The organism is Hoyosella altamirensis, from assembly GCF_014191505.1.
GTDB classification, from domain to species: Bacteria; Actinomycetota; Actinomycetes; order Mycobacteriales; family Mycobacteriaceae; genus Hoyosella; species Hoyosella altamirensis.
The window spans coordinates 119,766-144,924 of the sequence record NZ_JACHWS010000005.1 but is presented as its reverse complement, the minus strand read 5'-3'; the positions used below and the strand labels follow the sequence as shown (position 1 = coordinate 144,924).

21 protein-coding genes are annotated in these 25,159 nt (G+C 63.2%); 17 read left to right on the top strand and 4 right to left on the bottom strand.

Translation table 11 applies throughout. The features are described 5' to 3' along the window. Window positions 1–72 precede the first annotated feature (72 nt). On the top strand, window positions 73–942 hold the full coding sequence (locus FHU29_RS21695; protein ID WP_064438750.1) for an Fpg/Nei family DNA glycosylase: 870 nt from the start codon (window positions 73–75) through the stop codon (window positions 940–942). Between the two features lie 25 nt (window positions 943–967). Here FHU29_RS21695 and ypfJ read toward each other — a convergent pair whose 3' ends face one another. Continuing rightward, window positions 968–1,861 carry a KPN_02809 family neutral zinc metallopeptidase gene (gene ypfJ, locus FHU29_RS21690; protein ID WP_064438751.1) on the bottom strand — a complete coding sequence of 298 codons (894 nt, stop codon included), beginning with the start codon at window positions 1,859–1,861 and terminating at the stop codon, window positions 968–970. Window positions 1,862–2,005: 144 nt separating this feature from the next. On the opposite strand from ypfJ, the gene aspS reads away from it, so the two are divergent. From aspS to FHU29_RS21670, 4 genes are read left to right on the top strand one after another with little or no spacing between them, the layout of a single operon-like run. Next, window positions 2,006–3,775, top strand: a complete 1,770-nt coding sequence (gene aspS, locus FHU29_RS21685; RefSeq protein WP_064438752.1) for an aspartate--tRNA ligase — start codon at window positions 2,006–2,008, stop codon at window positions 3,773–3,775. Window positions 3,776–3,827: 52 nt separating this feature from the next. Continuing rightward, complete coding sequence (locus tag FHU29_RS21680) at window positions 3,828–6,365, top strand: circularly permuted type 2 ATP-grasp protein (protein WP_064438753.1); 2,538 nt, start codon at window positions 3,828–3,830, stop codon at window positions 6,363–6,365. Beyond that, entirely contained in the window at window positions 6,362–7,270 is a 909-nt protein-coding gene (locus tag FHU29_RS21675; RefSeq protein WP_083962098.1) for a transglutaminase family protein, read from the top strand. The genes FHU29_RS21680 and FHU29_RS21675 overlap by 4 nt, the downstream gene beginning before the upstream one ends. Window positions 7,271–7,312: 42 nt before the next feature. Beyond that, window positions 7,313–8,452, top strand: coding sequence for a phosphotransferase family protein (locus FHU29_RS21670; RefSeq protein ID WP_064438755.1), 1,140 nt, complete (start codon window positions 7,313–7,315; stop codon window positions 8,450–8,452). Between the two features lie 2 nt (window positions 8,453–8,454). On the opposite strand, the gene FHU29_RS21665 is transcribed toward FHU29_RS21670, so the two are convergent. Together FHU29_RS21665 and FHU29_RS21660 are read right to left on the bottom strand one after the other, a co-directional pair. Beyond that, window positions 8,455–9,723 carry an alkaline phosphatase family protein gene (locus tag FHU29_RS21665; RefSeq protein WP_064438756.1) on the bottom strand — a complete coding sequence of 423 codons (1,269 nt, stop codon included), beginning with the start codon at window positions 9,721–9,723 and terminating at the stop codon, window positions 8,455–8,457. Between the two features lie 8 nt (window positions 9,724–9,731). Then, a complete protein-coding gene (locus FHU29_RS21660; protein WP_064438757.1) occupies window positions 9,732–11,402 on the bottom strand; it encodes an alkaline phosphatase D family protein in 1,671 nt (556 codons plus the stop codon). 67 nt (window positions 11,403–11,469) lie between these two features. Here FHU29_RS21660 and FHU29_RS21655 point away from each other — a divergent pair, with 67 nt between their 5' ends. The 9 genes from FHU29_RS21655 (at window position 11,470) to aroB (ending at window position 21,855) form a co-directional block, all read left to right on the top strand. Continuing rightward, window positions 11,470–12,915 carry a replication-associated recombination protein A gene (locus tag FHU29_RS21655; protein WP_221195285.1) on the top strand — a complete coding sequence of 482 codons (1,446 nt, stop codon included), beginning with the start codon at window positions 11,470–11,472 and terminating at the stop codon, window positions 12,913–12,915. A 113-nt stretch (window positions 12,916–13,028) separates the two neighbouring features. Next, entirely contained in the window at window positions 13,029–15,704 is a 2,676-nt protein-coding gene (gene alaS / locus FHU29_RS21650) for an alanine--tRNA ligase (RefSeq protein ID WP_064438758.1), read from the top strand. Beyond that, a complete protein-coding gene (ruvX, locus tag FHU29_RS21645; protein WP_064438759.1) occupies window positions 15,704–16,216 on the top strand; it encodes a Holliday junction resolvase RuvX in 513 nt (170 codons plus the stop codon). Before alaS ends, ruvX begins: the two co-directional genes overlap by 1 nt. Next, a complete protein-coding gene (gene mltG, locus FHU29_RS21640) occupies window positions 16,213–17,547 on the top strand; it encodes an endolytic transglycosylase MltG (RefSeq protein WP_157094893.1) in 1,335 nt (444 codons plus the stop codon). The genes ruvX and mltG overlap by 4 nt, the downstream gene beginning before the upstream one ends. Further along, entirely contained in the window at window positions 17,537–18,367 is an 831-nt protein-coding gene (locus FHU29_RS21635) for a shikimate dehydrogenase (protein ID WP_064438760.1), read from the top strand. The genes mltG and FHU29_RS21635 overlap by 11 nt, the downstream gene beginning before the upstream one ends. A 7-nt stretch (window positions 18,368–18,374) precedes the next feature. After that, window positions 18,375–18,836, top strand: a complete 462-nt coding sequence (locus FHU29_RS21630; RefSeq protein WP_064438761.1) for a prepilin peptidase — start codon at window positions 18,375–18,377, stop codon at window positions 18,834–18,836. Window positions 18,837–18,908: 72 nt separating this feature from the next. After that, a complete protein-coding gene (aroC, locus tag FHU29_RS21625; protein WP_064438762.1) occupies window positions 18,909–20,135 on the top strand; it encodes a chorismate synthase in 1,227 nt (408 codons plus the stop codon). Then, window positions 20,136–20,750, top strand: coding sequence for a shikimate kinase (locus FHU29_RS21620; RefSeq protein WP_083962099.1), 615 nt, complete (start codon window positions 20,136–20,138; stop codon window positions 20,748–20,750). Beyond that, a complete protein-coding gene (gene aroB, locus FHU29_RS21615; RefSeq protein WP_064438763.1) occupies window positions 20,743–21,855 on the top strand; it encodes a 3-dehydroquinate synthase in 1,113 nt (370 codons plus the stop codon). Before FHU29_RS21620 ends, aroB begins: the two co-directional genes overlap by 8 nt. Before the next feature lie 4 nt (window positions 21,856–21,859). Here aroB and FHU29_RS21610 read toward each other — a convergent pair whose 3' ends face one another. Beyond that, window positions 21,860–22,513, bottom strand: coding sequence for a B-4DMT family transporter (locus tag FHU29_RS21610; protein ID WP_064438764.1), 654 nt, complete (start codon window positions 22,511–22,513; stop codon window positions 21,860–21,862). A gap of 221 nt (window positions 22,514–22,734) precedes the next feature. Here FHU29_RS21610 and FHU29_RS21605 point away from each other — a divergent pair, with 221 nt between their 5' ends. The 3 genes from FHU29_RS21605 to nusB all read left to right on the top strand — a co-directional run bounded on the left by FHU29_RS21605 (window position 22,735) and on the right by nusB (window position 25,118). Continuing rightward, entirely contained in the window at window positions 22,735–23,880 is a 1,146-nt protein-coding gene (locus tag FHU29_RS21605) for a M24 family metallopeptidase (RefSeq protein WP_083962140.1), read from the top strand. 69 nt (window positions 23,881–23,949) lie between these two features. Continuing rightward, window positions 23,950–24,507 (top strand): elongation factor P, encoded by a 558-nt coding sequence (efp, locus tag FHU29_RS21600; protein ID WP_064438765.1) that lies wholly within the window; start codon window positions 23,950–23,952, stop codon window positions 24,505–24,507. Then, the gene (nusB, locus tag FHU29_RS21595) at window positions 24,504–25,118 is read left to right on the top strand and encodes a transcription antitermination factor NusB (RefSeq protein ID WP_064438766.1); all 615 of its coding nucleotides are present in this window, start codon (window positions 24,504–24,506) and stop codon (window positions 25,116–25,118) included. Before efp ends, nusB begins: the two co-directional genes overlap by 4 nt. Window positions 25,119–25,159: the final 41 nt, after the last annotated feature.

Below are 25,159 nucleotides of genomic sequence, written 5' to 3'. Positions count from 1 at the left end.
CTAGGAAGGGGTTGTCACGCGAGGGCAGCGAAAGCGCTTTTCGGGACGGCGCTGGCCAGGCAGACTGAAGGGGTGCCTGAACTTCCTGAAGTAGAAGCAATCGCGCACTTTTTGCGCGAGCACGCCGTGGGTTTGGGGATCGCGCGTATTGATGTCTCGCAGATTAGCGTGCTGAAAACTTTCGACCCGCCCATTGATGCGCTCCGCGAACGTGCGGTGTCGGACGTGAAGCGTCGCGGAAAATATCTGGCGCTCGTGTGCTCCCGCCCTGGAGACACTGAGATCTTCCTTGTCTTCCACCTCGCGCGCGCTGGGTGGTTGCGATGGTCCGATGCGCTGTCAGCGGCAGCGCCGAAGCCCGGCCGCGGACCGATTGCCTTGCGAATTCACCTGAGCGGCGGAAGTGGGCTTGACCTTACCGAGGCCGGTACCAAGAAGAATCTGGCAGTCTGGGTGACTCGAGATCTCGCTGCACTTCATCAAATTGAAAGACTGGGACCTGACGCGCTCGAGGTCACGGAATCGGAACTCGGCGGACTGCTCAAGGGTTCGTCAGCACGGCTGAAGACGTTTCTCACAGATCAGACCGTTCTCGCAGGTATCGGAAACGCCTACTCCGATGAAATTTTGCACGTCGCCAAGTTATCGCCATTCGCCCAGGCGAACACGCTGTCAGACGAGGCCGCACAGAATCTGCACGCCTCGATCTACGCGGTGCTCTCAGATGCGGTGACAAGGTGTGTGGGCGAGAGTGTTGCCCGGCTGAAAGGGGAGAAGCGGTCAGGGTTGCGGGTGCATGCCCGGACAGGATTGCCGTGCCCGGAATGTGGCGCTCCCGTTAGGGAGGTCGCCTATGCAGACCGTTCATTTCAGTATTGTGCGCAGTGTCAGACCGGCGGGAAGGTTCTCGCTGACCGCAGGATGTCTCGACTACTGAAATAGACACTAATACCAGCGCGCCAAGGACCTATAGCTCCGCAGCGGTGAACGTGTCGCACGCCCCGATGTCGCCTGTCTGGTAGCCGCGACTGAACCAGCGCTGCCGCTGTTCGGATGAGCCGTGCGTCCACGACTCTGGAGTCACCCTTCCGGCCGCTGCCTCCTGGATGCGATCGTCACCCACAGCCGATGCGGCGGACAGCGCGTCAGCGATGTCCTGCTCGGTGAGCGGTAGCAGGAATGGCTCCATCTCGCCGGGCATCGGAGTTTTGTCGGCGTGATGCGCCCAAATTCCCGCGTAGCAGTCGGCCTGAAGTTCAACGCGGACCGCACCAGATTCTGGCCCGCGTGGGTCCGTTCTGGAACGTTCGAGGTTGCCGAGCATGTTCTGGATGTGATGCCCGAACTCGTGCGCGACAACATACTGCTGGGCGAGTGGGCCGGTTGAAGCCCCGAACCGGCTGCTCAGCACGTCGAAGAACGAGGTGTCAAAGTAGGTGGTTTGGTCAGCTGGGCAGTAGAACGGGCCAACTGCACTCGTTGCGTTCCCGCATGCTGTCGTGACGGCGCTGGTGAAGAGGGTGACACCGGGCGGCTGGTATTGCAGCCCGGCAGCGGGGAGCTGGTCAGCCCAGATCTGGTCGAGGCTTTGCGCAGTCAACACGATCCGGCAGTTGATATCGCGGTTCGCGTCCTGCCCCGAAACGCAGTGGGAGATGTCGGGTCCACTGCCGCTTCCCGCCGGAACTCCGCCTGGGTCGGTGAGCCCGGGCACCTGACTGGGGTCACCGCCGGTCAGCAAGATAATGGCGAGCACGATGAGGGCGCCGATACCGCCACCGCCGACTGCCATCTTCTTTCCTGCGCCGCCACTGGTGCGCACTCGGTTCTGATCGATGCGCGCGTTCGGGTTGAACGTCATGACGATGAGTTTTCCACGAAGATCCTCGCCCCTCGGCCAGATCGGCTTTCTCCCGCGCCGCCTCGACCGAGGCTAGCTGTCGGGCACCCTTTAGGATCATATGGGGGCTCATGCTCCCGCTTGTGCAGATTAGGAAGGATCCCTGTGCTTCGCACTCATCTGGCCGGTTCACTTCGCGCCGAACATGCCTCGCATACCGTCACCCTCGCTGGCTGGGTGGCACGTCGGCGTGACCACGGCGGTGTGATCTTCATCGACTTCAGGGATGCCTCCGGGGTGTGCCAGGTGGTGTTCCGCGATGAGGCGATCCTGGAGCGCGCTCATAAGCTGCGTTCCGAGTTCTGCATCAGCGTGACCGGGACAGTGGAGTTGCGTCCAGAGGGCAATGCGAACTACGAGATTCCGACGGGTGAGATCGAGGTCAACGTCAGCGAACTGGATGTGCTGAACGAAAGCGCGGCACTCCCGTTCCAGCTCGACGAGGATCACGTCGGTGAGGAGGCGCGTCTGCGCTACCGCTACCTCGATTTGCGCCGCGAAGGGCCGGGCGAGGCGATCCGGTTGCGGTCCCGCGTCAACGCTGCTGCCCGGGGCGTGCTCGCGCGGCACGAATTCGTGGAGGTCGAAACCCCGACGCTTACTCGCTCCACACCTGAGGGCGCGCGTGACTTCCTGGTCCCGGCGCGGTTGCAGCCGGGCAGTTTTTATGCGCTGCCCCAGAGTCCGCAGCTGTTCAAGCAGTTGCTGATGGTGGCGGGCGTCGAGCGGTATTACCAGATTGCCCGCTGCTACCGGGACGAGGATTTTCGGGCGGACCGCCAGCCGGAATTCACCCAGCTGGACCTCGAGATGAGTTTCGTCCGTCAAGAGGACGTCATTCTGCTCGCCGAGGAAATTCTCTTCGCTCTATGGAAACTCATCGGGTACGAGATCGACACTCCGGTTCCGCAGATCACGTACGCGGATGCGATGCGCCGCTTCGGCACTGACAAACCGGACATGCGTTTCGAACTCGAACTCGTAGAATGCACCGAGTTCTTTCAGGACACCCCATTCCGTGTATTCCAGGCGCCCTATGTCGGCGCAGTGGTCATGCCGGGCGGTGCCAGCCAGCCGCGACGTCAGCTCGATGCCTGGCAGGAGTGGGCGAAGCAACGCGGCGCCAAGGGGCTCGCGTACGTGCTGGTGACCGAAGACGGTTCGCTCGGTGGGCCCGTTGCGAAGAACCTGTCCGAGGCGGAACGTGAGAAGCTGGCGGAACATGTTGGCGCGAAGCCCGGCGACTGTGTCTTCTTCGCTGCCGGCGCCCCGAAAGCACAGCGCGCACTCCTCGGTGCAGCTCGCGTGGAGATCGCTAAGCGCACGGGCCAGCTCGATGAGAACGCGTGGTCATTCGTATGGGTGGTGGACGCGCCGCTATTCGAGCCAGTGGAAGAAGCGACAGCCAGTGGCGACGTGGCACTCGGGTACAGCGCCTGGACAGCTGTCCACCATGCGTTCACTTCGCCAAAGCCCGAAAGTGTCGACACGTTTGACACCGATCCAGGCTCGGCGCTGGCCTACGCCTACGACATTGTCTGCAATGGGCACGAGATCGGCGGCGGAAGCATCCGTATTCATCGCCGTGACGTCCAAGAGCGTGTCTTCAAGGTAATGGGCATTTCGCACGAGGAGGCGCAGGAGAAGTTCGGCTTCCTCCTGAACGCATTCGCTTTCGGTGCCCCGCCGCACGGCGGTATCGCATTCGGATGGGACCGCATCGTCGCACTGCTGTCGAAGTCTGATTCAATTCGGGACGTGATCGCGTTCCCGAAGACCGGTGGCGGGGTCGATCCACTCACTGACGCGCCTGCCCCAATCACCGACCAGCAGCGCAAGGAGTCGGGAATTGATGCGCGGCCAGCCCGCAAATGATGTCAGCGCGCTACTGACCTAAGTGCCCGGCACCATTTCAAGGGCGGTGACAATGGCCGGCGAAAGACTCGCACCCACTGACGGGCAGAGCGAGGATCGGCGTGAGCTGAACGAGGCTGACTCGATTCTCGCGCTCGGCGGTGACGGGCTTCGGCGCTTGCGCGGACGCGTACGGCGGCTCGTCGCCAACGACGGCATCACGTTCGAGGCTGAGAGTTCAGCGTGGAATCTCGATCCGATACCGCTGGTCGTGTCCGCCGCTGAGTGGAACCGGCTCGAGGCCGCAATGGCGCAGCGTGCGCGCCTCCTCGACGCCCTCCTTGCCGACCTTTACGGAGAGCAGTCAGTTATCAGCCGCGGACTGCTCCCTCCGGAGATGGTCTACGGTCATCGCGGTTACCTGCGCGGGGCACATGCCGCGTTCACGGCGAATACCCGGGCTTTGTTTCTCCATTCCGCGGACCTGGCGAGGCTGCCGGGTGGCGAGTTCGCCATCATTTCCGATCATGCGCAGGCGCCCCTTGGGGTGGGATATGCACTCGCCGACCGAAAAGTGCTGTCGCGGGCGATGCCACAGCTCTATCAGAAGGCGATGCCACGGCCGCTTTCAGCCTTCGTTCAGGTGATGCGTGTTGCGTTGGCTTCTGTTGCGCCAGGACATATTTCAGATCCACTCGTGGCAATTCTGAGTCCAGGCCCCGAAAGTACGGCTTCGTTCGATCATGCGTTCCTCGCCTCCGTGCTCGGGTACCCGCTCGTGGAGAGCACGGACCTCACGGTGCGCGATGGCAGGCTCTGGATGCGTGCCCTCGGCAAACGTCTCCCGATCGATGTTGTCGTTCGTTTTGTTGAGTCCGCCGCTACGGATCCGCTGGACCAGCGTTCAGCATCACGAACCGGGGTTGCGGGGCTCACGGAGATGGCGCGGCGCGGCGTTGTGAGCATCGTCAACCCAGTGGGCTGCGGAGTGGTGGAAAACGTTGCCCTGGGTTCCTACCTGCCGCAGATTTCCAGGGCCCTCATCGACGAGGACCTTCTTCTTGACTCGGTGCCAGGCTGGTGGGCGGGCACCAGCGACGGGTTGTCGTACATTTGTGACCACCTGCCGGACCTGCTACTCGAGAACATTCGCAGTGGCGAGTCCTATGTGGGCAGCGATCTCAGTCGCGCGCAGCGCGAAGAGTTGAAACAGCGCATCGAAGCCGATGACTGGCAGTGGTGCGCGCAGGAGCGCCCCGAGTACGGCCGCGAACCCATCGTCACTGCGGCCGGGGGCGTGTCCTCCGCGCCTGTGACGCTCCGGTTGTTCTCGGTGGCGCAGCGCGCTGGCTACACGACCATGGCTGGCGGGTTCGCGTATGTCCCGATCGAACAATCAGCTGGCGTGACGGTACCGGGGATCGGCGCCGCTAAGGATATCTGGGTGCAGGCGGACAAACGTGTCGAAGGGACACACCCCGGCGGCGTGGAACTCGCGGATTCGTTCCCGGACTTGACCGCTGCTCAGCACGGATTGCCGTGGGAGGGAGTCAGTTCGCCCCGGGTCCTTAGCGATCTGTTCTGGCTCGGCAGGTATGCGGAGCATGCTGAGGACACCGCGCGGCTGCTGAACGCGGTGCGAGAACGCTACCAGGACTATCGTTTTCGCCCCTGGCTCCCAGGAAGCGGCTCGCTGGGAGTGCTCGTGTCCGCGCTCGCGACGGTTGCCGGCTCCCAATCCGGCACCTCGCTCGCGCCGGCAGATCCGGTGACAGGCGCGACGACTGATGCGTCCGTCGCGCTCGCTGAGATGCGTTCCCTGACGGGTGACGGCGAGCGTGCTGGATCACTCGCGTACTCGGTGCGTCACCTGGAGTCGGCAGCCCGAGGGGTTCGCGTTCAACTTTCCGTTGACACGTGGATGGTGCTGACGGGAGTCCGTGAGGCGCTCAGCGAGTTCTGCGAGGATGAATCAAAGGACCCAGTCGTCATGGCGGCCGCGCACACCGCGGTGCTGCATGGAATGCTGGCCCTCGCGGGCCTCGGTGCGGAGTCGCTGGTACGTGACCCAGGCTGGTATCTCCTGGATATCGGCAGGCGCGTCGAGCGCGGCCTTCAGCTCACGCGTCTCATCGGAGCGTCGCTGGCGAAGAAGCTGCCTGCGGCTGAGGAGCGGGCGGTGATCGAGTCCATACTGCTCGCCTGCGAATCGTCGGTGATGTACCGGCGCCGACAGCACGGTGTCGTGCGGGTAGCGCCAATGGCCGAACTGCTGGTATTCGACGGTTCGAATCCACGGTCCCTGATCTACCAGCTCGAGCGGCTGCAGGCAGATTTCGCGGGCCTCCCGGAGGAGACTGTCCCTGTCCGGGTAACGCGGCTGATCACTGACCTGATCACACACATTCGCCGCGCCGACCCCGCCGGCCTAGGAGCGACGGACGAAGAAGGGCACCGAACCGCGTTGCGTTCCTTGATGCAGGCGATCGCTTCCGGGCTGGGCGAGTTGTCAGAGATCGTGGAGGCAAGTCTGCTCGCGCCGCCCGTCGATATGCAGCCACTGTGGGGGTCAGCGGAGAGTGCTGAATTCCCGGGCGGTGTGACGGCGTGAACGACCGCTTGTACGACGTCACCCACATAACGACCTACACCTATCCGGAGCCGGTGACGTCTTCTTACGGACGCGGTTACCTGACTCCGCTAGAACTCCCGGAACAGCGACGGCGTGAACACACCCTCAGTGTCTCTCCGGAGCCCTCGGATCAATCGTTCATGACCGACTTTTATGGGAACACCGCCTTCTACTTCCACGTCACATCGGACCATGAGGAGCTCGTCGTGACTGGCCGGTCTCTAGTTGAGGTCGATGCGCCGCAGGAGGGTTATTTGACGACTGGCCCAGCGGGCGCGCCTTGGGAGCTTTCACGGCCAGTCGGGAGGGATGCGGCGCGGGCAGTCGACTTCCGGCTCGACAACGACCCGCCAGAGGTGACCGATGTTGTGCGCGAGTACGCGGCGCCGTCATTCGTTCCCGGCAGGTCCCTGGCCGAGGCAGTGTGGGACCTCACACACCGGATCTACTCTGATTTCACGTATCACTCCGGATCAACGACCGTGTCGACGCGGGTGGCAGAGGTAATGCACCGCCGGTCGGGGGTATGTCAAGACTTCGCCCGTGTCGCGATCGCGTGCTTGCGTGCCCAGGGTCTGGCCGCGAGTTACGTATCGGGGTATCTCGCCACAACACCACCTCCTGGCAAAGAGCGCATGGTCGGCGCCGATGCGACGCACGCGTGGGCGGCGGTGTGGCTGCCGGGAGGCGGTTGGCTGGCATTTGACCCCACAAATGACCAGTTCGTGGACGAACGGTATGTCACGGTCGCGCGGGGGCGTGACTTCGTTGACGTTTCCCCGCTGCGCGGCATCATCTACACCCGGGCGAAGACGAGTTCGATGTCGGTGTCCGTCGATGTGGCTCCGGTCGCTGCGGACGGGAACTTCCTGAGAGCCCGCTGAGCAAGCAAAAACCTGTGCCCAAAGCAGGTAGCCTGGTATGCGATGACCGCACTTTTCACCAATTCAACTACGGCTGTGGTGGCTGCCGCAGAGCGTGTGCTGACGAAGCGCTACGGCGTGAACGTCCATCTGGCCGATCCAGAGGATCTGGGGGGAAGCGGTCAAGCAGCTGTACTTCGCGTTCGCGTTGCTGAATCTCCGATCCGACTTCCCCGGACTCTCATCATCAAGCAGATGTGGGACTCCCGTGCGAGCGGTGTGGAAGGTTTTATCAGGGAGGCCGCGTCCTACCAGTTCGCCAACTCGCTCGCACGCGATCAGCGTCCAGGGCCGGAACTTCTCGGACACGACCTGGACCAGCGTTTGCTCATTCTGTCGGACCTTGGAGATGCCCGAACGCTCGGTGTCCTGCTGACGGGTGAGAATCCCGCCTCGGCCACCCACCTGCTCATGGCCCTCGCGCAAGCACTCGGCCGGATGCATGCCGCGACAGCTGGCCGCGCCGATGATTTTGCCGCGCTACTGCGGCGGGCACGCGGCACACTGTCGCCGCAGGCAACTGCCGATGATGTTGAAGCGGTGCTGCCCTCAGTCCCGACGCTGCTTTCCGACGTCCTTGGAGTGAGCACGCCCGCGGAGGTGGTCAGCGCTGTGGAGTCCGCGTCGCAGCTCCTCTCAAATGGGTCGTTCCGCGCGTTCACTCCCGCAGATCTGTGCCCGGACAACATTGTCGTGAGCACCGATGGAGTGAAGTTCCTCGATTACGAGTGGGGCGGTTTCCGGGACGCCACACTTGACCTCGGTTGCATGCTCGTCTCATTCCCGCAGTGCCTGTGCGACCTCGGTCTTACCGTTGAGCAGTCCGATGCGATGGTCGAAGCGTGGCGAGCGGAGATCGCAGGGCCGCGGCCGCAACTGCTCGACGACGATGTCCTTTACCCACGGTTGCTTGACGCGCGAATGTTATGGGTGTGGCTGTCGACCGCATGGCACCTTCCTGAGGACTATGCGCGCCGCGCCATGGAGCGCGATCATGTCCTTGCGGTTCCGCCCGCGCAGGCGCTGGCGAGCCGCTGGGCCGGTTTGGCGCTGGCTGCGGACCAGATTGGCGCTGATGCGATCGCTGATCACGCAGATCAGGTGATGGACGCACTCAATCGCCGGACCGGTTTCACGGGCTAACCTCAGCCGGAGAAGCCGGGAAGCACGGTTCCGTCGAAGCCGCCCGGTGGCGCGCTGATACTCAAGAGGGCCGCAATCGTTGGCGCCACATCCATCGTGGTGACCGCCGGTGTGAACGTTTGTCCGCGCGGGACTGACGGATGACCGCCGCTCACAATGAGTGGAATCGGCAGGGTCACGTCGTGGCCGTGGTTCCCAGGGATCGGGTTCGACAGCACGGTGGGATCAGTGAAGCGCCACCCTGGATGACAGAACGCGACGACGTCACCTGCCCGCTCGCCGAGCCCGAACTGCGAGGTTTCGTGAGTTGAGGCCACCCCGGCATGTCCCTCCGCGATGCGGCGCATACGCCGCACCGCTTCCTCGCGCTGCTCGGCCGCACCGGTCCAGTACCAGAGCGATGCGCCGCCGTTGTCGGCGATCATGACGTTGTCCCGGAGGAGCGGGTCAAGCGCGAACGGGACTTGCAAGCTGATCAGCGATAGTGGAGCTGACCAGTCCATCGAATGGTCTGCCGCGACGATGATGACGCTTCGGTCCCAGCGCCCAGAGTCACGCAGGTACGAAACAAAGCGATCGAGCTGCGAGTCTGTGTTTCTTACAGCGGCCGTGCGCGCATACCGGAAGCCCGTGCCAGTGACATCGATATGGCCGACGCGGTCGACGTCACCGAGGTTCGAGAACGTCAGGCGGGGGTGGTGCTCGGCGAGAGTCCGCAGGAGCGCGTCCATCGTCGACTGGTCGGGCGCGTGATCTGTGAGCGGAATCAGCGGGGACGGGTTCCAGTGCACCGATGCGCGGCCCTGGAAGAGCCCGTGCAGGTACTCCTTGGAGAGGACGCTCGCTGTCGTGAGGCCTCGCTGTGTCTGGGCAAGATCCAGCATCGTAGGCGTGGTGAGGTCCTCTGGCCGCTCGAGATAGCGGAACCGCCCCTCATCTCGGTCGAAGATCTTGTTCGCTGGCACGCCGTTGCGATGTGGGAGGACCCCGGTCATCATCGCCGCGTGGTTTGGCAGCGTTTCCGCGACCTGGATTGCGTTCGCGGTAACGTATCGGCTGCCTTCCCGGGCGAGCGTCGAGAGCACCGGCATGAGCGCGCCATTGACCTCGTCGACGCGGAGTCCGTCGACAACGACCACGTGGACGTCAATTTCGCCGTTAGGTTCTGAGGGTGGGGCTGCATTCGCTCGTGTCGCGACAAGGCCCGCGGCAGCGGCGCCGGTTCCCGCGAGGAGGGTGCGACGCGTTATTCGTGCGTTATGTGATGTCATCGGGGTTATCAGGACCTTCCTGGGCGGTGCGCGGCGGGATCGAGAACAGCGGCCGGCTCGATCGTCGGACTGCCGTCACGTGTTCGGTACGACAGGGCGTGCCGGGCACCGGTCGCCGGGTCGGCAAGGTTCCCCACAAAGAACCAGTCCATCTGCACGTGGCCGGGAGTTACCTCACAAACGCCGTAGCCGTGAGAATCCAGTTCGACGTAGCGGACGTGACGGTTCACCTGACGGATTGCTTCTTCAGCCGCGGGACTGACAGAACGTTCGGGCACGCCGAGGATGTCGTCGATATTCTTCGATGTCACCGAGGGCACGACGAATTCGACGGCTGCCGTTCCTGCGGCTGGGTAGTTCGCCGGGTTCATCGGCAGTTCACTGGCCCAGGTTGAGTGAATGTCTCCCGTCAGGAACACGACGTTGGCTGTCCCGGTCGTTGCGATGGCGTCGATGATCCGTCGCCGGTCCGCCGTATAGCCGTCCCACTGGTCGGTGTTGATCGGGATGCCGCCGCGCGGCAGGCCGAGCATCTGGGTGAGGGCCTCCGTTGTTGCCGGTTCGAGGGGCGGGACCACCAGCGGAGCGATCATCACCGGATTGCCGATCAGACGCCACCGTGCCGCGGCAGTAGTCATTCCTGTGACCAGCCACGACATCTGATCGGCGCCGGTGATCGTCCGTTCGGTCGCGTCAACCGCAGGCCATCCTGTACCGGCGGCGGCCGGCTCATCGCGATAACTTCGCAGGTCGATCATCGATAGTTCGCACAGGTCACCAAACTGAAGACGGCGATACAGGCGGTCTCCGGTTCCACCGGGCCGCACCGGCATCCATTCCAGATAGGCCTGCAGTGCGCTGCGGTATCGCATTCCCCACGGCCCCTGCGAAGCGGGGTCATGGTTCTCGGCACCGTTGCGCCACGCGTCGTTCGCCGATTCGTGGTCGTCCCAGATAGGAATCCACGGCACTGACGCGTGGAGCCGCTGCAGGTCGGGGTCGGTCTTATACTGCCCGTGACGGATCCGGTAGTCGGCAAGCGAGACGATGTCATGGGCAGGCTCATGGAACCGGAGTGAACCCTCCTTGCCGCCGTATTCGCCCGCGCCATACTCGTACAGATAGTCCCCAAGGTGGATGATCGCATCGATGTCGCCGCGGTCCGCGAGATGCCGGTACGCAGCGAAATACCCGGCCTCCCAGTTCGAGCACGAGACGACACCAAATCTCAGTCGTGAAACGTCGGCCGAAAATGCAGGCGCGGTACGGGTAGCGCCCACAGGCGAGGTCGCCTGAGCAGCGTCACCAAGCCCTGCGAAACGGTAGAAGTACGTGGTGTCGGGCTCGAGTCCGCCTGCATCGATCTTGACGGTATGGTCTCGCTCCGGGCCCGTCGTCACTGTGCCCCGCGCAGCTAGTGAGGTGAAAGCGGCATCCCGCGATACCTCCCAGCGAACGCTGACCGCACCTCCTATTCCGGAACCGGGCAGCGCATCGGAGGAAGGGGTTATGCGGGTCCAGAGCACGACACGATCGGGGAGTGGGTCCCCGGACGCGACGCCATGGTGGAACGCGGGGCCCGCCTGGGCGAACGCTACTGAATGTGATGCTGCGGCGACCGCTCCCGCACCCGAAAACGCTGCAGCTGAGCGCAGCAACGCTCGCCGTGAGATCACCATTGGCTAATCACACACTATGTGAGCATTTCGTGCGCGTGGAAGCGGGCGAATTCACGGAGAGTTCGGCATGAGCGCGGGCAGAGGGCGTCAACTCGGAGAAAACAGAATTTCGGGTAACCTCGCACACGTGAGCGAAGAGCTTGACGACGGCCTGTTCAGTACCTCCCCCGCGCAGGGACGAACCGAGCAGAGCAAGCCGGCCGGAACGTCGCGCGGTGCGATGCGGCCGCTGGCGGTTCGCATGCGGCCGGAATCGCTGGACGAGGTGGTAGGGCAGGAACATCTGCTCGCTCCTGCCTCGCCCTTGCGCCGCCTCATCGAAGGTTCTGGCGCTGCATCGGTGATCCTCTACGGGCCGCCGGGCACCGGAAAGACAACGATGGCATCGCTGATCTCGCAGGCCACGGGCCGCCGATTTGAGGCGCTCTCCGCATTGTCCGCCGGTGTCAAGGACGTCCGCGCGGTAATTGATCTCGCACGGCGCCGCTTGGTCAACGGTGAGCAGACGGTGCTATTCATCGATGAGGTCCACCGTTTTTCCCGTACTCAACAGGATGCCCTTCTCTCTGCCGTGGAAGACAGAACGGTGTTGCTCGTTGCGGCCACCACCGAGAATCCTTCCTTCTCTGTGGTGTCACCGCTGCTGTCGCGGTCGCTGATCTTGCAGTTGAAGCCGCTTGACGCTGCGGCCATTGGGACATTGATCGACCGGGCGGTTTCGGACCCGCGCGGGCTCGCTGGGCGAGTGCGGCTTGCTGCCGGAGCCCGGGACCATCTGATCGCGCTGTCCGCAGGTGACGCTCGCCGTGCCCTGACCGCGCTGGAGGCGGCCGCAGAATCGGCGCTCGCGCGAAACTCTGATACGGAGTCCGCGCCGGTGGATGTCGGACTGGAGACGGTCGAAGCCTCCGTAGACAAGGCTGCTGTGCGATATGACCGCGATGGAGACCAGCATTACGACGTCATCAGCGCCTTCATCAAGTCGATTCGCGGCTCTGACGTCGATGCTGCGCTGCATTATCTCGCGAGGATGATAACGGCGGGGGAGGATCCACGGTTCATTGCCCGCCGGCTCGTAGTGCATGCGAGTGAAGACATCGGTATGGCTGATCCGACAGCGCTGCACACGGCGGCCGCTGCCGCGCAAGCGGTGCAACTGATCGGAATGCCGGAGGCCGGACTGACGCTCGCGCACGCGACGATCCATCTGGCGACGGCCCCGAAGTCCAACGGCGTGGTGGCGGCGCTGAACGCGGCAATGAAGGACGTCGCCAAGGGCAAAGCGGGGCCAGTGCCTGCCCACCTCCGTGACGGTCACTATTCAGGAGCGTCTTCGCTGGGCAGCGCCGTCGGGTACCGCTATCCGCACGACGTGGCCGAAGGGGTGCTGTCACAGCAGTATCCGCCAGATGAACTAGTTGGGGTGGACTACTATCGGCCGGCTGGCCGCGGCACCGAGCGAGACTTGGTCGTGCGGGTTTCGAAGCTCCGGAAGATCATCCGGAGGAAGTAGGCGGCCTGTGCATCGCGATGCGGCTGAATGTCCGGCTCGCGGTACCCTGAACGGTGCGATTTGAACCGCACACCCACTAGTACATCGGTCACATATCCAAGTGAGGACGAGCAGTGCAGACCCACGAGATCCGCAGACGCTTTCTTGACCACTTCGTCAAGGCTGGCCACGTTGAGGTTCCCAGCGCGTCCCTGCTTCTCGACGACCCGAACTTGCTGTTCGTCAACGCCGGCATGGTTCAGTTCAAGCCCTACTTCCTGGGCCAGCAGACACCCCCGTACCCGACTGCGACCAGCGTGCAGAAATGCGTCCGGACGGGAGACATCGAAGAAGTCGGCAAAACCACCCGCCACAACACGTTCTTCCAGATGGCCGGCAACTTCTCGTTCGGTGATTACTTCAAAGAAGGCGCCATCACCCACGCCTGGACGCTGATCACCGCGTCGCAGGACGAGGGCGGCTATGGTTTCGATCCCGCGCGTATCTGGGTCACGGTCTATCAGGACGATCCTGAGGCCGCTGAAATCTGGCAGCGAGTCGCGGGCATCCCGGCTGAGCGGATCCAGTACCGCGACGGTAAGGACAACTACTGGGACATGGGGGTTCCTGGTCCAGGTGGTCCGTGTTCGGAAATCTACTTCGATCGTGGCCCCGAATACGGCAAAGAGGGTGGTCCGGTTGTCGACGAAGATCGCTACCTCGAAATCTGGAATCTGGTGTTCATGCAGGATGAGCGTGGGGAGCTGAGCCCGAAAGCTGGCCACCCACCGGTTGGTGAACTGCCCAAGAAGAACATCGATACCGGCATGGGGGTCGAGCGTGTCGCGCTGTTGCTCCAGGGCGTTGACAACGTTTATGAAACTGACCTCGTTCGTCCCGTCATCACAAAGGCCGAAGAACTCACGGGACGCCGCTACCATGCGAGTGACGACAACCACGAAGATGATGTCCGTTTTCGCGTGATCGCCGACCATGCCCGGACGTCCGCGATGCTAATCGCCGACGGTGTCAATCCCGGCAATGACGGGCGTGGCTACGTCCTGCGGCGCCTTTTGCGGCGGATCGTGCGGGCAGCCCGCCTCCTCGGCGCATCGAAGCCGGTAATGCCGGAGTTCATGAAGGTCGTCAGCGAGACGATGGCTGAGTCTTACCCTGAGCTTTCCACAGACTTCAGCCGAATTGAGCGGGTTGCTTCGGGGGAGGAGGCAGCGTTCCTGCGCACGCTGGACACGGGGTCCCGGCTTTTCGAGTCGGCAGTCGCAGATGTGAAATCACACGGCCAAACCGTTCTCGGCGGGACCGAAGCGTTCACTCTGCATGACACCTACGGCTTCCCGATTGACCTGACCCTGGAGATGGCGAGCGAAGCCGGCCTCAGCGTCGACGAAGCGGGTTTCCGGACTTTGATGGCCGAGCAGCGTGACCGGGCCAAGGCGGACGCTGCCTCGCGTAAGCAGGCACACGCGGACGAGGCTGTTTATCGTGAACTGCTCGACCGCGGGCCTACGGAATTCACGGGGTACACCGAACTCAACTCAGAAGCGAAAGTCATCGGACTCATCGCCGGTGGGGCTCGCGTTCCGAGTGCGAGTGCCGGTGAGGACATCGAGGTCATCCTCGACCGGAGTCCGCTCTACGCCGAGTCCGGAGGGCAGCTCGCTGACATCGGAAGGATCACCGCCTCCGGTGTCCGGCTGAAGGTGAATGATGTCCAGAAGATCGGCAAGAAGCTCTGGATCCACAAGGTCACAGTCGAGGAAGGCGAGATCACCGAGGGGTCAGACGTTCTCGCCCAGGTGGATCCCGAATGGCGCAAGGGGGCAACCCAGGGGCACTCCGGCACACACTTGGTGCACGCCGCGCTCCGCCAGATTCTAGGGCCCAACGCAGTTCAAGCGGGATCACTGAACAAGCCGGGCTACCTCCGCTTCGACTTTTCCTGGCAGGGCGGGCTATCGGAGGCAGCGAGACACGAGATCGAAGAAGTCACCAACGAGGCCGTGCTCGCTGACTATCCGGTCAATACCTTCGTGACCGACCTCGCGAAGGCCCGGGCTATGGGAGCGCTCGCACTGTTTGGTGAGAACTACGGTGACCGTGTACGCGTCGTCGAAATGGGTGGACCGTTCTCGATGGAGTTGTGCGCCGGGACTCACGTCGCGAGCTCCTCCCACGTGGGTCCTGTGACACTTCTCGGCGAATCCTCGGTAGGTTCTGGTGTGCGCCGCGTCGAAGCGTATGTGGGGCTCGATTCCTATAAACATCTTGCGCGTGAGCGGGCGCTGCTTGCCGGAGTCGCGACGGCGCTGCGGGTCACGCCGGAGGACGTTCCCGCCCGGGTGGAAGCGCTAGTGGAACGCCTCAAGGCAGCTGAAAAAGAGCTCGAGAAACACCGAGCGGCAGCGATTCTCGCGTCTGCGGGTTCTCTCACGTCCGCAGCCGAACGCGTCGGGAGTATTCTTCTCGTCGCGCAGGCCGCCCCCGACGGGGTGGGTGCGGGTGACCTGCGGACGCTGGCCGCCGATGTGCGCGGACGGTTCGGCAGCGAACCTGCGGTGGTCGCGCTCTTCAGCACTACTGGTGAGAAGGTCCCGTTTGTGGTGGCGACCACGCAAGGGGCGCGCGATTTCGGCATCAAAGCGGGAGATCTCGTTCGTGAGTTCTCTCCGCACATCAACGGGCGCGGTGGTGGCAAACCCGACATGGCGCAGGGATCGGGATCACGGCCAGGCGGTGTCACCCAAGCCATCGATGCTATTCGGGCCGCGCTCGCGACCCGGGCAAGCTAGTGGCAGGCCCGCAAGGTGTGGCCCCGGATCGGCCGGGGCCCGATGATCCAGGGCGTGGACGGCGAATCGGTATCGATGTGGGTTCGGTGCGGATCGGTGTCGCCGTCAGCGACCCTGACGGGATCCTGGCGTCTCCGGTCGAGACAGTGACTCGCAACACACGGGAGGTGTCCGATTCCCGGGAACTCGACCACATAGCTGCCATTATCGAGGAGTACAGCGCCGTAGAAGTTGTCGTGGGACTGCCGCGCACGTTACGTGGTGAACAGGGCCACGCAGCCGATGCGGCGCTGACGTTTGCGGAGCAGCTAAGGGGCCGGATCCAGCCGATCCCCATCCGGCTCTCCGACGAGCGTATGACCACTGTGACTGCCCAGCGAGACTTGCGAGCTGCCGGAAGGAAAGCGAAACAGCAGCGCGCAATTATCGACCAGGCTGCAGCGGTCGCAATATTGCAGGGATGGCTCGACGAACGCGCGCGCTATCGACCCACAATGGAGGATCGTGAGTGAACGAATATCGAGAGCATGATCCGGTGGGATCGCACCCAGGTCCTGCCGGGCATGAGCCCGAGGATTGGGACACGAGTTACGATTCTGAGTTCTATGACACGAGTCGGGCCGAGCCGGCCTGGGTGGGCGCTGGGGAAGGCGGAACACCCCTGCAGGTTCGCCGACAGCGCGAAGCAGCGAGGAAACGGAGAAGGCGTCGCAGCATCGCCGTTTTCCTCCTCATCGCAGTGCTGGTCCTCGGGGGAGCCGTATACCTGGTGCAGTCCTTCCTTGACGGCCGCCGGCCCGCACCGATACCCGACTACACGGGGACTGGCGAGAGCGACATCGTAGTTCGCGTCCAGCAAGGCGACGCCGGATCCGACATCGCAGCGTCCCTGGTCGAGAGTGATGTGATCAAAAGCACCGCTGCTTTCATGACCGCAGCCCATGGCCGTGACGATCTCGGCGCGATTCAGCCCGGTTACTACAAGGTCCGGACTCAGATTCCGGCTGCGATGGCCGTTGACATGCTGACGAGTCCTGAGACCCGTGTCGGATCCTTTATCATTCCGGAGGGCCGCAAACTGCACACGTCCGTTTCGGTGGGCGGTGACCATACGACTGATGGAATTTATGCACTGGTAGCCCGGGCGAGCTGTGTGGAGCTCAACGGTGAGGAGACGTGCCTCACGGAAGACGCACTGCGGGATGCAGCCGCGACCGCAGACCTCGCGCAGCTGGGCGTGCCTGAGTGGGCACGTGCGGAGGTCAGCCAGGCTGAGGACCCCGAACGCCGGATCGAGGGACTGATTCGTGCCGGTCGATGGGACGTCGATCCAGATGCAACACCAGTGGAGATACTCTCGGAGCTCATCTCTCGGAGCGCGCAGGCTTACGAGCGGACCGGCATTATCGAAGCGAGCGAGGCCGTGGGCGTCACTCCCTACGAAATGCTCACCATTGCTTCCTTGCTTGAGCACGAAGCGCTGCCTGACGACTTCAGTAAGGTTGCACGAGTCATCCTGAACCGGATCGATGCTGGAATGCAGCTCGAATTCGACTCGACCGTCAACTACGCACTCGATTCGATCGAGATTGCGACCACTGATGACGCGCGCGCTGCGCGCACCCCATGGAACACCTATGCAATGACGGGACTGCCGCAAACACCGATCTCTTCACCGAGCATCGAGGCGCTCCAAGCGGTCGAAAGCCCGGAAGATGGGGATTGGCGGTTCTTCGTGACGATCGATTTCGAAGGAACGACTGTCTTCGCGGAGACCTTCGACGAACACCTGGAGAACGTGCAAGTTGCGATCCGGAACGGGGTCCTCGCCAGTGGCCGATGAGCCGACGCGCCGGAGGGCTGGAGTGCTCGGCAGCCCGATAGCGCACTCGCGGTCCCCACAGCTGCACTTGGCGGCGTATCGCGCGCTTGGGCTGACCGACTGGACCTACGAGCGCATCGAATGCCGCGCGGGTGAACTATCCAGCATCGTGTCTGGCCTGGGACCTGAATGGGTGGGTGTCTCAGTCACCATGCCTGGAAAGCTTGAAGCGCTGGAGTTCGCTACCGAGCGCACCGAGCGGGCGGTAGTGGTGGGGTCAGCGAACACGCTCGTTCGCACCAATTCCGGGTGGCGGGCGGACTGTACTGACGTCGACGGTGTCACAGGCGCGCTGGCCGAACTAGGAGTGACCGATGTCTCGTCCAAGCCAGCGATTGTTATCGGCGCAGGCGGGACTGCGCGACCGGCACTAGTCGCGCTCGCGGAACTCGGCGCCAGCGAAGCTGTAGTGGTAGCTCGTGACGAACAGCGCGCGCAGGGCGCAGTCGAGTGCGGTAACCGCGCGGGACTCACTGTGAGTTACGCGCCGTTCTCGGACTTGGCGCGCCTCTGCCCCGACGCCTCCGCTGTGATTAGCACAATTCCAGCGGACGCAATGTCCGGGCACCTAGAGGCGGCAGCGACCGCCCCGCACGTGCTCGATGTGATTTACCACCCCTGGCCAACCCCCTTGGCGTCAGCTGTGCGGGAACGGGGCGGCCGCGTCACCGGTGGTTTGTCGATGCTGCTGAACCAGGCATTTGGCCAGGTCGAGCAGTTCACGGGCAGGCCTGCGCCGCGTGCCGAGATGGCACAGGCGCTGGGTCTCTCTGCGCTCTGAAGGCGCGATGTTATGGCTAGCGGTCGCCGCGGTGCCGTGGATGGCCGTTCTTTGTGTCATCGATATCAGAGTGCGGAGGCTGCCGAACTGGCTCACGCTTCCCGGTGCGGCTCTCATCGTGACGGTGGCAAGCTTGGCGGGATATGGGGCCGAAGCGGTGACCGGCGGCCTTGGCCTGGCTGGCGTGTATCTCGTCACTCACGTCATTTCTCCGCGCGGAATGGGCGCTGGCGATGTGAAGCTCGCACTCGGGATCGGCGCACTGACCGGGACATTTGGGCTCGGCGCGTGGTTCCTTTGTGCGATTGGTGCGCCACTACTGACCGTCGGCGCTGGCGCTGTCGCCGCCGCGCTTGTGCACAGGGCGTCTGCGCTATCGGCAGCGCGCCGTATACGCTTGCCTCACGGCCCCTCAATGTGTGCAGCTGCTGTCGTGGCGATCGGATTCGCTGTGGTGGCAGGTGAGTAGCGAGCGGGTGGCATCGCCGCCGCGACCGGGACGATGCTGGAATGGTCCTCAACTCGTGGGAAGATGAGACACGTGCTGCGCTGGATAACTGCCGGAGAATCACACGGTCCTGCCCTTGTTGCTGTGCTGGAAGGCATGGTCGCGGGCGTTGACGTCACGTCAGCTGACATTGCTGAACACCTTGCTCGCCGCCGTCTAGGCTACGGGCGCGGTGCACGCATGAAGTTCGAAGCTGATCAAGTGACGATCCTCGGCGGAGTCCGGCACGGAAAAACGCTGGGCGGCCCGATCGCCATCCAGGTGGGCAACACGGAGTGGCCCAAGTGGGAACAGGTTATGTCCGCAGACCCGGTGGACCCGGATGTTCTCAACGACCTTGCGCGGAATGAGCCGCTGACGCGACCTCGTCCAGGACACGCCGACTTTGCGGGCATGCTGAAGTATGGCTTCGATGATGCGCGCCCAGTTCTAGAGCGTGCGAGCGCGCGGGAAACCGCGGCCCGGGTCGCATTAGGCACCGTCGCCCGGTTGTTCCTCAAGCAGGCGCTCGGTGTTGATGTGGTCTCGCATGTGGTGTCGATCGGAGCCGCGGCGACCGAGTCCGATGCGCTGCCCACCTCGGCAGATCTGGCTGCGGTTGATGCAAGCCCTGTCCGCGCGTTTGATGCGGCCGCGGCTGACGCGATGATCAAGGAGATCGAGGCCGCAAAGCGGGCGGGTGACACGCTCGGCGGTGTCGTTGAGGTTGTCGTTCATAGTCTGCCCATTGGGCTCGGCTCGTTCATCAGTGGTGAGGACCGTCTCGACTCACGCCTTGCAGGAGCCCTGATGGGAATCCAGGCGATCAAGGGCGTGGAGGTGGGGGATGGTTTTGAAACTGCCCGCCGCCGTGGCTCCGCTGCGCACGACGAAATGGTCCCCGGTCCTGATGGCGTTCTCCGGCTCTCCAACCGCGCTGGTGGTCTCGAGGGCGGTATGACGAATGGTCAGCCATTGCGTGTCCGTGCGGCGATGAAGCCGATTTCTACCGTGCCGCGGGCACTGAAGACAATCGATATGAGTTCAGGCTCGGAAGCTGTCGCTATTCACCAGCGCTCGGACGTGTGCGCGGTGCCCGCAGCCGGTGTGGTGGCGGAAGCCATGGTCGCACTAGTTGTCGCTCAAGCCGTCCGGGAGAAGTTCGGTGGTGACTCGCTCGGCGAGACGCGGCGTAACTTTGAGTCGTACCAGCAGGAAGTAGAAACCCGGATGCGCTGGGAGGAATCCCGAAGCGGTTCGACCGCAGGAGAAGCGATCTGAGTGCCGCCCAGAGCGATTTTGGTGGGCCCGCCGGGCGCAGGTAAGTCGACAATCGGCCGACGGCTAGCGTCTGCTTTAGGCGTGCCGTTTTATGACACGGATGCGGCGATTGAACGCGAAACTGGACGGACCATCCGCGAGATTTTCGCCACAGACGGGGAAGCGGGTTTCCGGAAGATCGAAGAGGATGTGGTCGGGCGGGCCATCGCCGAACAGACTGGAATTGTTTCGCTTGGCGGTGGTGCAGTTCTTTCGCCCGTCACGCAGCAGGCACTGCGCGGGCATACGGTCATCTATTTGGAGATAACGGTCGCGGAGGGCCTCCGCCGCACAGGGGCCAACAAGTCGCGACCGTTGCTCGACGGTGACGACCCGGGCGCGAAATACCGCGCGTTGATGCGACGGCGGCGTCCGATATATAAGAAAGTCTCCACACTGCGTGTGCGCACAAATGGCCGCAGTCCGGGGCGGTCTGTGCAGTACATCCTGCGCAGGATCGGTGGCGAACAACAACAACCGCGGACTCGGTGGCCGGTCCCTATGCGGCCGGGGCGGCCCATACGGTCGTCGCAACCCCCGCGAGACGAGCAAAAACGGAGGACAACCGGTGACTGAACCTGTGCAGGTGGATGTGCGCACAGAAAACCCCTATCCCGTCGTCATTGGCCGGGGTCTGCTCGGGGATATCGTGGAACGCCTTCAGGGTAACTCCACGATCGCGATCTTCTACCAGCCGTCCTTGGCGCAGACTGCAGAAGCGTTGCGGGAGGCGCTCGAGAAGTCGGGCACCGACGCGCACCGGATCGAAATCCCAGACGCAGAGGCGGGCAAGGAACTCGCAGTCGCCGGGTTCTGCTGGGAGGTGCTCGGACGCATTGGCCTGTCACGGACGGATACGATCGTCAGCCTCGGGGGCGGCGCCGCAACCGATCTCGCTGGGTTCATTGCCGGTACGTGGATGCGCGGCGTGAAGATCGTGCACATTCCGACCACGCTGCTCGCCATGGTCGACGCCGCCGTTGGCGGGAAGACGGGAATCAACACCGAGGCGGGCAAGAACCTCGTCGGCGTCTTTCACGAGCCCGCTGCGGTGTACGTGGACCTCGCGACGCTCGAATCTTTGCCGCGCAACGAGATCGTCGCGGGCATGGCCGAGGTCATCAAAACAGGGTTTATCGCTGACCCGGTGATTCTGGATCTGATCGAGCAAGATCCAGATGCGGCACTCGACCCCAAGGGGGCTGTGCTCCCGGAGTTGATCCGCCGCTCAATCCAGGTGAAGGCCGACGTTGTATCGGCCGACCTCCGCGAGTCGAATCTGCGCGAGATCCTCAATTACGGACACACCCTCGGACATGCCATTGAGCGCCGTGAGCGGTACCGCTGGCGGCATGGGGCCGCAGTGGCGGTCGGCATGGTGTTCGCGGCAGAACTTGGTCGTCTGGCGGGCCGTCTTGATGATGAGACTGCGGATCGGCATGCCCGTGTGCTCACAAGCATCGGCCTGCCCACGACGTACGAGGACGGCGTTCTCGACCAGTTGATGGAGGGCATGCGGTCCGATAAAAAGAACCGCTCGGGAATGCTGCGGTTCGTGGTGCTCGACGGACTAGCGAAGCCGGGTCGGCTCGAAGGCCCAGACCCGGCTCTGCTCGCAGCGGCTTATTCAGAAGTGGCACGGACAGGGGAGACCCCGCAGAGCGGGGCCGTCCTGCTGTAAGACGCTATCTGCCGGTACGGCGCTCGTCATCGTCGATGCGCGCCTGCTCGGCAGCGAAGTCCTGATCGCTGTACTCGTCGTCCTCAATCGTGGATGACCGAGATTGGGATTCGGCGCGGGAACTGTATGCGCCTTCTATCCCGGATGAGTGATGAACGGCGACAGGCTCTTTCTGGTGGTGTGCCTGAATATGATGGCGTCCGAACTCGTCTTCTTCTTCGGCTGGCGCCGATCGCTTGCGCGAATATTCGCCGTACGCTCGGCCGGAGAGAATGCCGATCTGTGCTGGAATCGACAGAAGTAGCGTCACGAAGCCGGTACCGATCGTGAGCTCGAAGATCAGCGACTGAACGCTGGCGCCTGGAATCACAAAGCTCAGGAGCCACGAGGCGGCGCCGGAAACCAGAGCTGCCACCAGTGCGGCCTTCAGCCAGAACAGCGTGAGGTCCGCGCGGTCCTCGGGGTCCTCGTTTTCCTGGGCGTCCCGCCGGCCATCGAGGAACGGCCAGGCGAGCGCAGCGAGAAGGACCACGATGAGCGCGATGGTCCGCTGGGCACCGCCACTCTCAGGCCAGGTATAGATCCCGATCCCCAGAACAGCGCGCACGAATGTAATCACGGCAGCCAGCAACAGGCCACGAAGAAGCCACAAATCCATGCATGCAGAGTAACGACCCGCTCCGCGCGATGTGCGACAACCCACACGTTTTGGACACGGAAGACCGATTCCCACCCGAAAAATGCTGAGTTTCCACGATCGAACAACCTTTCAGCCTTGTCGTACGTTCCGCCTGAGTGGAGATGCGCGAACCGATCCGCTCGACACGGCCGACTCCGTGGAAGGATTGGCCGGGAGTGCGTCTTCTGAAAGCGAGTGTGATTGTGGAGTTCGCCCCGGTTCCAGGTCTGCCCGAAGTTACGCGCGCGCATTTCGTCAATCGGCGCGAGCGGTTGCGCGAGGCACTCGCACAACGGGGAGTAGCGGCGATGCTCGTGACAGGACTTGTCAACATCCGGTACCTATCGGGCTTTAGCGGTTCGAACGGTGCGCTGCTCGTTGTCACCGAGCAGCATGGAGGCGACGGTGCGACGACTCTGTGCACTGACGGGCGCTACACCACGCAAGCTGCCGAGCAGGCACCTGACATCGATGTTGAGATCGCGCGGGCGAGCGCGGTAGCGCTAGCGAAACGTGCGGCGGACCGGTTAAGCGGAGTCACGCTCGGGTTCGAAAGTCATCTCGTCACCGTCGATCAACATACGAAGCTGATCGCGGAGGCCCCCACGCTCACCTGGACTTCTGTGCCGGGAATAGTCGAAACGCTCAGGATGGTGAAGGACGACGCGGAGGCTGCATTGTTACGCCGGGCATGTGCGATCGGCGACTCTGCGCTGGCGGAACTCATTGCCAGCGGGTCCTTGCGACCGGGCCGTACAGAACTCGATGTTGCTAGGGAACTGGAATCCCTGATGTTTGATGCAGGTGCAGATGCGGTCGCGTTCGAGACGATCGTGGCAGCGGGAGCACATTCCGCCATCCCGCATCATCGGCCCGTGCGTTCAGAGCTGCAGGCAGGCGACTTCGTCAAAATCGATTTTGGTGCGGTAGCGGGCGGCTACCACTCCGACATGACACGCACGTTCGTGCTGGGGGCAGAGCCGCAGCAGTGGCAGCGCGATGTGTACGAACTCGTACGCGCCGCGCAGGCGGCTGGCCGCGGAGCCCTCGCCCCCGGGGCGGCGGGCGCTGATGTGGACGGCGCGGCACGCGCGGTGATCACGGATGCCGGTTACGGGGAGCGCTTCATTCACAGCCTGGGGCATGGAGTGGGGCTCGAAATCCATGAAGCACCGGCATTGGCGCAGACAGCGACCGGTAGACTACTGTCCAGCACTGCCGTCACGGTCGAGCCCGGTGTGTACCTGCCGGGACGCGGTGGCGTCAGAATCGAGGACACGCTGATTGTCCGCGAGGGTGAGCCTGAGCTGCTCACTCACACCAGCAAAGACCTCACCGTGGTCTAGCTGGACATGCTCGAGCGATGCCAATAGCAGTAGTGCACTTTTTCGGAAGAAACTGAGGAGAGAATCGTCGTGGCCACGACCGCTGACTTCAAGAATGGGCTTGTACTGAAGATGGACAGCCAGTTGTGGCAGATCATCGAGTTCCAGCACGTCAAGCCGGGCAAGGGTCCAGCGTTCGTGCGCACCAAGCTCAAGAACGTCCTTTCCGGAAAAACTGTGGACAAGACGTTCAACGCAGGCGTCAAGGTCGAAACCGCCACGGTCGACCGTCGCGACATGACCTACCTGTATCGCGACGGTGCTGACTATGTGTTCATGGATGGCGAGACATACGACCAGATCCACATCAGCGATGCGACCGTGGGTACTGGCGCGCGCTTCCTTCTGGAGAACACTGAGGTGCAGGTCGCGATGCACGAAGGTGAGCCGTTGTATGTGGAACTTCCGGTAACAGTGGAGCTTGTTGTGCAGCACACCGACCCCGGTCTCCAGGGCGATCGGTCAACGGGCGGCACCAAGCCAGCGGTGCTCGAAACGGGCGCGGAAGTGCAAGTTCCGTTGTTCATCAACACGGGCGAGAAGCTGAAGATCGATTCTCGTGACGGCAACTACCTCGGCCGCGCGTGAGCAACAACCGTTTCAAGAAGTTCGGCGCGCGGCACAAGGCGCGCCGTCGCTCCGTTGACTTCCTGTTCGAAGCGGAGGCCCGGTCGTGCAAGCCCACCGCAGTGGCGTCCGAACGGGTCGCGCTGGCCGCGGAAAACGATCAGATGCCGCCCGTCGCGGAGTACACGCACACTGTTGTCCATGGTGTCGAACAGAATCAGCAACGTCTCGACGACGTGATTTCCACTCACCTGCATGACTGGACTCTCGAGCGTCTGCCGGCGGTCGATCGGGCGATATTGCGGGTGGCCACCTGGGAGCTCCTCTACGCGACGGACGTGCCATCCGTCGTTGCTGTGGATGAAGCTGTCGAGCTGGCAAAGGAACTCTCGACCGACGATTCGCCCGGATTCATCAATGGCGTCCTTGGGCAGCTGGTTCTCGTCGCGCCTCAGCTCCGGGCTGCTGAAGAACAGGCCGCTGCCGCAGTCGCTGCGCTCGAATCCGAGCAGGGTTCCGACAGCGACGACCGCGCCGCCGCTCGCGATGCTGAGGGCGGCCAAGGTGAGAGTGGTCACGATGGTGGCCAGCCGGGTGAGAGCGGTCCTTACGCCTCGCGAACCGACTGGTAATGTCGGTCGCGGCATAACGGCATCCTTTAACGATCCGTCCC

Coding starts and splice junctions, on each gene's coding strand:
- FHU29_RS21665 (WP_064438756.1), bottom strand. CDS start 9,723: ATGACATCACATAACGCACGAATAACGCGTCGCACCCTCCTCGCGGGA.
- FHU29_RS21660 (WP_064438757.1), bottom strand. CDS start 11,402: ATGGTGATCTCACGGCGAGCGTTGCTGCGCTCAGCTGCAGCGTTTTCG.
- FHU29_RS21630 (WP_064438761.1), top strand. CDS start 18,375: ATGTTATGGCTAGCGGTCGCCGCGGTGCCGTGGATGGCCGTTCTTTGT.
- FHU29_RS21680 (WP_064438753.1), top strand. CDS start 3,828: ATGGCCGGCGAAAGACTCGCACCCACTGACGGGCAGAGCGAGGATCGG.
- FHU29_RS21610 (WP_064438764.1), bottom strand. CDS start 22,513: ATGGATTTGTGGCTTCTTCGTGGCCTGTTGCTGGCTGCCGTGATTACA.
- ypfJ (WP_064438751.1), bottom strand. CDS start 1,861: ATGACGTTCAACCCGAACGCGCGCATCGATCAGAACCGAGTGCGCACC.
- FHU29_RS21655 (WP_221195285.1), top strand. CDS start 11,470: ATGAGCGCGGGCAGAGGGCGTCAACTCGGAGAAAACAGAATTTCGGGT.
- FHU29_RS21670 (WP_064438755.1), top strand. CDS start 7,313: ATGACCGCACTTTTCACCAATTCAACTACGGCTGTGGTGGCTGCCGCA.